Origin of the sequence: uncultured Streptomyces sp. (assembly GCF_947488945.1) — a bacterium.
In the GTDB taxonomy this organism is placed as follows: Bacteria; Actinomycetota; Actinomycetes; order Streptomycetales; family Streptomycetaceae; genus Streptomyces.
Window position 1 is genome coordinate 61822 of record NZ_CANLBS010000013.1, and the last position, 8782, is coordinate 70603.

At 74.1% G+C, this 8782-nt stretch carries 6 protein-coding genes; 2 read left to right on the forward strand and 4 right to left on the reverse strand.

All coding sequences use genetic code 11. The features are described from left to right. The first annotated feature begins 693 nt into the window (after positions 1–693). Complete coding sequence (locus tag Q0994_RS21250) at positions 694–3513, forward strand: LuxR family transcriptional regulator (protein ID WP_299537439.1); 2820 nt, start codon at positions 694–696, stop codon at positions 3511–3513. Between the two features lie 144 nt (positions 3514–3657). Here the strand turns inward: Q0994_RS21250 and Q0994_RS21255 are convergent, their stop codons facing one another. Continuing rightward, positions 3658–4515: a metallophosphoesterase gene (locus Q0994_RS21255; protein ID WP_299537442.1), complete on the reverse strand. Its 858-nt coding sequence runs from the start codon at positions 4513–4515 to the stop codon at positions 3658–3660. Between the two features lie 150 nt (positions 4516–4665). Then, positions 4666–5271, reverse strand: a complete 606-nt coding sequence (locus Q0994_RS21260) for a hypothetical protein (RefSeq protein WP_299537444.1) — start codon at positions 5269–5271, stop codon at positions 4666–4668. 320 nt (positions 5272–5591) lie between these two features. Here Q0994_RS21260 and Q0994_RS21265 point away from each other — a divergent pair, with 320 nt between their 5' ends. Then, on the forward strand, positions 5592–6788 hold the full coding sequence (locus tag Q0994_RS21265; protein WP_299537446.1) for a cytochrome P450: 1197 nt from the start codon (positions 5592–5594) through the stop codon (positions 6786–6788). Positions 6789–7025: 237 nt separating this feature from the next. Here Q0994_RS21265 and Q0994_RS21270 read toward each other — a convergent pair whose 3' ends face one another. Continuing rightward, positions 7026–7763, reverse strand: a complete 738-nt coding sequence (locus Q0994_RS21270; RefSeq protein ID WP_299537448.1) for an ABC transporter permease — start codon at positions 7761–7763, stop codon at positions 7026–7028. Next, positions 7760–8677: an ABC transporter ATP-binding protein gene (locus Q0994_RS21275; RefSeq protein ID WP_299537451.1), complete on the reverse strand. Its 918-nt coding sequence runs from the start codon at positions 8675–8677 to the stop codon at positions 7760–7762. Before Q0994_RS21275 ends, Q0994_RS21270 begins: the two co-directional genes overlap by 4 nt. Positions 8678–8782 lie beyond the last annotated feature (105 nt).

The window sequence follows — 8782 nt, forward strand, 5'->3', positions numbered from 1 at the left end:
CGGGTGCCCCTCGCGCCCCCGGAGTCTCCGGCGGTGGGCGGCCGGTTCTCTTTTCGCCGCGGTGAATTCTCGTCGTCGGGTGCGTGAAGTGGACGGGTGCGATCTCGGCCGGTGGGTGGATGGTGGCGGGGAGAGGAGATGGGTCGCGTGCGCGGATGCGGCGGGGCGCGGGGTGCGGAGAGGGCGGCGGGGGCCGGAGCGGGCGGGGTCGCCGGGGCCGTCGGGGGGCGCCGGCCGCGGGAGCCGTGGTGGGCGCCGGGTCGGAGACCGGGGTGGGCCAGGGGTTCCGGGCCGGGATTCACCCCGGGCCGCGGCATCCGTCTGACCTGGGGCGCGTCCGGCCGGCAGAGGGAAGGGCGCGCGGGATCTCCGGTACCCCCTCATGTGCGCCCCCTGGCAACGTCCCTCGCCACCCCTACGACCCCTGAGATATCGCCCCTCCGTGTGAGGCGCGTAGATACTGTGACCGTTGTGGCCGGACGGGTTCCTGTGCAAGATTTCCACAAGCGCTTGCCCCGTCCGGCGTGCGCGGGGTCAGGGGGGTAGGTATCAGGCCACCGCCACGGGGTGGCCGCTCGGTTCCATCCCGGCGTGCAGGTGCCTCGGGCACGCACGGCGGGCAGTTCGGACATGGTGCCGACCGGTTCCAGGTGACCTTGGTCGGCACCTCAAACGGGGAGGCTGACGCCAGTCGTGCTGGTGCACCGAGACGAACAACTGGCCCAGCTCCGCCGGGCCTTCCGGGCCTGCGAGGAGCAGGGGTACGGCCACGTGGCGCTGGTGACCGGCGCGGTGGGAAGCGGCAAGACGCAGGTGCTGGAGGAATTCGGGGAGTGGGCGGCGGCCGCGGGGGCCCGGGTGCTCGCCGCCGGCGGTTCACGGGCGGAGCACGGCCTGCAGTTCGAGGTGCTCGGTCAGCTCCTCTACCACGCCCGGCTCGGCAAGGAGGACGCCTCGCGCCTCGGTGATCTGCTGCGCGAGGCGGCGCTCTCGCTGCCGGACGCGCGGCCGGTTGCGGAGTCGGACCAGTTAGCGGCCGACGGCCCCGGCTGGGCGCCGCTGCTGCGTGGCGTGTTCGGCACCCTGCTCGAACTGGCGGAGCAGGCGCCGCTGGTCATCAGCGTCGACGATCTGCACCACATGGACGCGGCCTCGCTGCACTGTCTGCTGTACGTGATCCGGCGGTTGCGTCACGCGCGGATCATGGTGCTGCTGTCGGAGGCGCCCGTGCCGCGCCCCGCGCATCCGCTGTTCCACGCGGAGCTGCGCAGCCAGCCGCGGTTCGCCCGGATCGACCTGCCGCCGCTGTCGACCGATTCCGTCGCCCGTCTGCTGGGCGAGGACCGGGCGTCCGGGGACGTACGGGACGACGCGCGTCAGCTCGTGCTCATGGCGGGCGGCAATCCGCTGCTCACCCAGGCGCTCGTGGAGGAGCGTTCCGACCGGGCGCTGCGTCCCTCGGCTCCGCACGCGCGGGGCGGCGACGGGTTCGACCAGGCCGTGCTGCGCTGCCTCTACCGCCACGAGCCGGGCGTGCGCCGCACGGCCCGTGCGCTGGCGGTGCTGGACGACGCGGCGCCGGCCGAACTGCTCGGCCAGGTCCTGGACGTGCTGCCGGACTCCACCGCGACCGTGGTCCGCATCCTGCACGGTTCGGGACTCGTCGAGGGCGGGCGCCTGCGTCATCCGCGCATCGTGTCGTCGATCCTCTCGGACATGCCCGTGGAGGAGCGGCGCAGGCTGCACCGGAGGGCCGCGGAGGTGCTGCACGAGCAGGGTGCGGAACCCTGTGCGGTGGCCGGACACCTGGTGGCCTCGGGGTGGACCCGCGCGCCGTGGGTGGTACCGGTCCTCAAGGACGCCGCGGCGCACGCCCTGTCGTCGGGGCGGCCCGACGTGGCCGCCGCGTGCCTGCGGCTGGTGGTGCGCGCGGAACCGGACGAGGAGCGGCGCATTCCCGTGGTGCGGATGCTGGTGGAGGCGCGCTGGCAGGTCAATCCGGCGGCGGTCTCCGCCCCTCTCGGTGAGCTGGTGGAGGCGGCGCGGTCCGCGGGCTGGTCCACGGCCACGGGCCTGGACATCGTGCCGTACCTGCTGTGGCAGGGCCGGGCCGAGGAGGCCGTGGCCGCGGTCAGCGGGTTCACCCCGGGAGAGCGGGGCGAGGGGGCGGGGCGGTTGCAGGTGAGCCAGTTGCTGGTCGCGCTGTCCCATCCCGACTTCCTGGCGGACGTGCGCCGCACGCCCAGTTCGTGGAGCCGGGCGGCGACCGTTCCGCACGCCGTGGGGCCGGCGCTCCAGGCGGTCTCGGTGCTCGGAAACGCGCTGATCCCGACGGGCGGTGTCGACACGGTCGCCGCGGCGGAGCAGGTGCTCCAGCGCCACCACGGGTCGAGCGGGGCGCTGTCCCTGCTGCCGGCCCCGCTGGCGGCGTTGCTGGTGGCCGGCCGCGCGGACCGGGCCGCGGCGTGGTGCGACGCGCTGATGGACCACCCGGCGACCGCCCACGCGCCGACCTGGCGCGCGGTCCTGCGCGCGATCCACGCGGAGGCCACGTTGCGGCTCGGCGACCCGGCGGGGGCGGAGCACCTGGCGCGGGCCGCGCTGGACGATCTCCCGGTGGCGGCGTGGGGGGTGGCGGCGGGGGGACCGCTGGGCACGCTGATCGGCTGCGCCACCGAGGCGGGGCGGCTGCGGGAGGCGGACCACTGGCTCGCCCAGCCGGTGCCGCCGGGCCTGTTCCGCACTCCGGCCGGGGTGCATTACCTCGCCGCGCGGGGCCGGCACCATCTGGCCATGGGGCGGCACCAGGCGGCCACGGCCGATCTGAGCCGCTGCGGGGAGCTGATGCGCGGGTGGGGCATCGACGCGGCGGGGCTGGTGCCGTGGCGGCTGGACCTGGCGCGCGTGCAGGTGGCCCTGGGGAACCGGACCCAGGCGGTCCAGTTGCTGCAGGAGCAGCTTCAGGCGCCGCACGGGGTCGACGACCGCACCCGGGGCCGCGCGCTGCGTCTGCTCGCCTCGACGGCGGCTCCGGATCAGCGGCGCAAGCTGCTCTCCAAGGCGGTCGGTCTGCTCCAGGGCTGTGGCGACCTGCAGGAGCTGGCCCGTGCGCTCACCGACACCGGGCAGGCCCTGCAGCAGGCGGGCGATTCGGCGCAGGCCCGGCTGTTCGTCCGGCGTGCCGATCAGCTGAGCCACGATCTGGCGACGGTGCCGGTGGTGCCGTCCGCGCTGGACCGGGCCGGTGCGGGCGCCGCGGCGCCGGCCGATGAGGGCGAGGCACGGGAGCAGGACGACGTCCTCAGCGAGGCGGAGCGGAGGGTGGCGGTGCTGGCGGCGCGCGGGCACACCAACCGGCAGATCTCCAACGAGCTGTTCATCACGGTGAGCACCGTCGAGCAGCATCTGACGAGGGTGTACCGGAAGTTGGACGTGAAGCGGCGGACCGATCTGCCGAAGCCGCTGCTGGCGGCCGAGCCGGTGGCGGAGGGCGAGCGCGGCAAGGCGAGCTGACGCGACGTCACCTCGGCGGCCCGTGCGCGCGGCGTCCCCTGTCGGGGCGTCGGGCGTACGGGCCGTGTCCGGTGCGCCGGGGCGCGGGCGGCGGGCGGCGGGCGGCGGGCGGCGGGCGGCGGGCGGATCGTCGCGGGCGGCGGGTCAGGTCGTCGGGGCTGCGGGCGCGGGGAGGATGGTGCGCAGGGTGCCGGGCGGGGTGGCGCGGCGGCGCCATTCCCTCGGGTAGCCGACGGACACCTCCTCGAAGCGCACGCCGTCGTACCAGGTGGTGCGCGGGATGTGCAGGTGGCCGTAGACGGCGACGCGGGCGTCGTACCGCAGGTGCCAGTCGGCGGTCAGTTCGGTGCCGCACCATTGGGCGAACTCCGGGTAACGCAGCACCCGGGTGGGTTCTCTGACCAGGGGGTAGTGGTTGACGAGCACGGTGGGCAGGCCGCCGCGTTCGTCGTCGAGCCGCCGGCGGGTGAGCGCGACGCGTGCCCGGCACCAGTCGTCGCGGCCGGGGTGGGGGTCCGGGTGCAGCAGCATCTCGTCGGTGCAGACGACGCCGGTCTCGTACGCATAGGCCAGGGACTCCTCCTTGGTGGAGGTCCCCGGGGCGCGCCAGGTGTAGTCGTAGCCGAGGAAGAGCGGGGCGATCATGACGGGTTCGCCGTCGGCGTCCCAGACGGGGTAGGGGTCTTCCGGGGTCAGCACGCCGAGGCGGCGGCAGATCTCGACCAGGTGGGCGTACCGTGCCTCGCCGCGGAGGGGGAGGACGTCGTCGCGGGGGGTCCACAGTTCGTGGTTGCCGGGGGACCAGATGACCTTGGCGAACCGCCCGGCCAGCAGGCCGAGCGCCCATTCGACGTCGGCGGCGAACTCGCCGACGTCGCCGGCGACGAGCAGCCAGTCGTCGTCGCCGGTGGGGCGCAGTCCTTCGACGATCGCCCGGTTCTCGGCGTATCCGATGTGCAGGTCGCTGATCGCCAGCAACCGGCGGCCTTCGACGCTGGTCACCCGAACACCCTGCCTTCCGTCTCCCGCACAGGTCCGCGCGCCGGGCACCGGCAGGGACACGGCACGCGACGGGTGCCGACTCTACGCGGGGCGGTGACCGCCGGGCCACCCCTAGATCCACCGGCGTGGCCGGGGTGGCCGGTGCGGCGCTCAGGGGCGCAGGCCCGCTGTGCGCAGGCCCACGGCTGCCAGGTCCGCGATGACCTGTTCGTCGCCGCGCCGCCAGGCGTCCGCGAATCCGCCGGGCGGTACGGGGAGGGTGGCGAGGGCCCGCTGGGAGCCGGTGAGGACGCGCAGGGCGAGGAGGTCCGCGCCGCCGGGGCCCGCGGCGAGCCGGCGGGTGACGGCGCTGCGGCGGATCCAGCGCAGCCGCGCGGGGAGCCACAGCAGCAGCACGCACACGACCGGGATGGCGATCAGGGCGACGGTGGCCAGGGTCGCCACCTGTCCGACGGTGTCCTGGAGGGAGCGGCCGGCGTCGGCGAGACCGCTGCCCGCCTCGGCGGCGGAGGTGAGTGGTTTCTTCAACTCGTCGCCGACGAAGGGGACTTTGGAGGCGGCGTCGCCCGCGTCGGTGAGGCCGTCGGCGAGGCTGTCGCCGGCTCTCTCCGCCTTGCGGCCCGGTTCGGCCAGTTGGGCGATGGCGTCGTGCACGGCGAGGGCCAGCCTGATCGCGGCGTAGATGAGGGCGGCGGCGATCAGGTCGGCGAGGACCTGGCGGCTCCGACGTGCCGGTGTCTGGGCGTAGAGGCGCATGGGCGTGCTCCGTTTCGGGTGCGGGGGATGGGGCGTGGCCGGAGGCCGCGGGTACGGCTACCCCGATCGGGCGGGTGGGACGCCGGGCCCGGTCGTCCGGTCGGTGCTGTCGGTGCGGTCGTGCGGTCGGTGCGGTCGGTGCGTGGACCATCGGCGGGCCCTTGGACTGTGGGCGGCGGGCGGCGTGGCGTGGCGCGCGTTCGTCCCGCGGGGCCCGGCGGGTTAGGGGTTGACGGGGTTTCGGCGGCGGCTGAGGATCGGGACGCTGCCGGCGCAGCCGAGGCGCGCCACACCGGGGCGACACGGACGGATGGAATGGCATGAGCGTCCTCTACGACCTGAACGATCCCGCGCTGGCCGCCGACCGGTTCGGCTACTACCGGCGGTTGCGCGAGACGGATCCCGTGCACCGGACGCCGTTCGGCTACTGGGTGCTGACACGGTACGACGACGTCGACACGCTGCTGCGGTCGCCGCACGCCTCCAGTGCGTTCCCGAAGGACGCCGGGTGGGCGATGAAGCGCGGCGGGCCGACGTGTCCGGTGATGCGGAGCGTCGGCAACTGGCTGCTGCTCCAGGACGGCCCCGAGCACCGGCGGCTGCGGAAGCTGGTGGCGCGGGTCTTCACGCCCCGCTCCATCGACCGGATGCGTCCGCGCATCACGGACACCGTCGACGAGCTGATCGACGCGATGGGCGACGGCGAGGTGGACCTGATCCGGGACCTCGCGCTGCCGATGCCCGTCACCGTGGTGGGCGAGCTGCTCGGCATCCCCGCGCAGGACCGGGGGCGGTGCCGGGAGTGGACGGACAAGGTCGGCCATGTGCTCGACCCCGACGTCACGCCCCGGCGGCGCATCGCCATGAACAAGGCGGAGCCGGAGTTCCGGGCGTATCTGCTGGAGCTGATGGAGTCCCGGCGTGGCGGTGACCCGGAGCACGACCTGCTGTCGGTCCTGATGCAGGCGGAGGACGGGGAGCAGCTCACGGACGAGGAGATCTGCGCGAACATCCTCCTCATCTTCAACGCCGGGCACGAGACGACGGTCAATCTGGTCGGCAACGGCATGCTGGCGCTGTTGCGGCAGCCGGACGCGCTGCGGGCGCTGCGGGAGGACCCGTCGCTGATGCCGACCGCGATCGACGAGTTGTCGCGGTTCGATCCGCCGGTCACTCTGGCGACCCGGATCCTGACGGCCGACACGGAGATCGGCGGGACGGTCGTTCCGGCGGGCGCGACGGTGATGGGGCTGATCGACGCGGCGGGCCGTGATCCGGAGCGCTACCCCGATCCGGACCGGCTGGATCTGGCGCGTACGCAGCCGAAGACGCTCGCGTTCAGCGCGGGTCCCCACTACTGCCTCGGAGCGGTGCTCGGCAAGATCGAGGCGAGCACGGTGTTCGGCGCGCTGCTGGAGCGTTACCCGCGGATCGAACTGCTGGATGCGGATCCGCCGGTCAACGCGCACTTCAATCTGCACGGTCCGACGACGCTGCCGTTGCGTCTGGGCCGCTGAACCCTCCTCTCCCCCGCCCCTGTGGCCCGGCGATTCGGCGGATTCCGGGGGCCGTTCGGCGTGCCCGCGCGGGTCGGGCGGGCACGGCGCTCCCCGGACTGGCCGCCACCAACGTCGACTTCGCGGCGCGACTCTGCCGTACCCCGCAGATCGCCGTCGCCGGGCTGCTCGCCCCGCGACGAGGGCCGGCCGGAGGTTCCCGGGGCGGGCGCTCCGGGAACCTCCGGCCGGGCGGGCTCAGCGGAAGCGGCGTCCCTCGTCGGCGCGGTAGGCGCGGTGCGCGACGAACGCCAGGACGACGGTCCACACCCCCTGCGAGATCAGGGAGACGGGGCGGGGCGAGTAGTCGGAGACGGCGGCCCAGACGAGCTCCGCCGCGCCCCGGATCGGTATGTAGGGGGCGACGGTCCCGATGAAGCCGCCGGTGTCGGTGGGGTCGGCGAGCAGGCCGCCGAGGACCACCAGGAGCAGCGGGGCGACGCTGGTCAGCATGTTGACCAGGTACGGGTTGACGGCGTACCCGACCGCGAGCATGAACAGGGCGAACGGGATCACGGCGAGCAGCAGCGCGCCGAAGCCGAGGGCCACGTCGGCCGGGGACGCCTCGGCCTCGGTGCCGGCCATGGCGACGAGGACGAGCGGGATCGTGCCGAGCACGGTCATCAGCATGCTGAGCGTGATCATGCTGACCATCTTCGGCAGGGGTCCGCCCGGCAGGGTCCGGACGTAGCCGCCCCAGGGTTTGGTCCGGGAGTCCGCGATGCCCATGCCGTACTGGGCGGAGCAGATGATGAGGACGGCGAACAGGCACATCGAGGCGGTGCCCATGGTCGCGGTCGCCGGGTCGGAGCCCATGGTGGGGATGACGAAGACGAGCATGCCGCCGACGGGCATGAACAGCAGCCCGATGAAGACGGCGGGAATGCGGACCGCCTGGAGTATCTCGAACTTGACGTATGCGGAGACCGTGCTCATGTCGTCGTCACTCCGGCTTCGGTGGAACGGTCGGCACCGTGGTCGCGGCCGAGGAGGGCGAGGAAGGCGTCCTCCAGGGAGCCGGCGCTCACTTCGAGGTTGCTGAAGGCGGCGCCGGAGGCGACCAGGTCGCGCACGAGCCGGTCGGAGTCCTGGGAGATCAGATGGACCCGGTCGCCCTCGCGTTCCACACCGACCAGTCCGGGCAGCGCAGGAACCTCCGCCATCCGTACGCTGACCCGGCGCAGACCGCTGACCCGTCGCAGGGACTGGACGCTGTCGTCGGCGACGCAGCGCCCCTTGTCGACGATCACCACCCGCTGGGCGAGGGCCTCCACCTCGTCGAGGTAGTGGCTGGTGAGGACGACGGCGCCGCCGCCCTCGTGGAAGGTGCGGACGCCGTCCCACAGGGTGCGGCGGGCCTCCACGTCCAGTCCGGTGGTCGGCTCGTCGAGGAAGACCAGGTCGGGTTTGCCGACGAAGGCGAGGGCGATGGCGAGCCGGCGCTTCTGACCGCCGGAGAGCGCGCCGACCTGCCGGCCGGCGAAGGGGGTGATGCCGAACTGGTCGAGCAGGGCCGCCTTGTCGGCAGGGTCGGCGAAGTGCGAGGCGACGAAGTCCACGACCTCGGTGGCCTTCAGCGTCTCGGGCAGGCCGGTGTCCTGCGGGGTCATGCCCATCCGGCGGCGGGCCCGGACGTCGCGCGGGTCGTGGCCGAACAGCTCGATGCGGCCGGACGTCGGCCGCCGCAGGCCGACGAACAGGTTGATCAGGGTGCTCTTGCCCGCCCCGTTGGGTCCGAGGAGGCCGAGGAGCTGGCCCGGCGGGATGTCGAGGGTCACGCCGTCCACGGCCGTGTTCTCGCCGTAGCGCCGGGACACCCCGATCGCGCGGGCAAGGGGTTCGGTGGTCATCGCGTTTCCTTATCTGGGGGACGGCGGGGCCGGAGGCCGTGGGTGCGGGAGGGGCCGGCCCCGCCCGGTGGGCGGGGCCGGCCCCGCCCGGTGGGCGGGGCCGGG

Coding starts and splice junctions, on each gene's coding strand:
- Q0994_RS21260 (WP_299537444.1), bottom strand. CDS start 5,271: ATGCGCCTCTACGCCCAGACACCGGCACGTCGGAGCCGCCAGGTCCTC.
- Q0994_RS21265 (WP_299537446.1), top strand. CDS start 5,592: ATGAGCGTCCTCTACGACCTGAACGATCCCGCGCTGGCCGCCGACCGG.
- Q0994_RS21270 (WP_299537448.1), bottom strand. CDS start 7,763: ATGAGCACGGTCTCCGCATACGTCAAGTTCGAGATACTCCAGGCGGTC.
- Q0994_RS21275 (WP_299537451.1), bottom strand. CDS start 8,677: ATGACCACCGAACCCCTTGCCCGCGCGATCGGGGTGTCCCGGCGCTAC.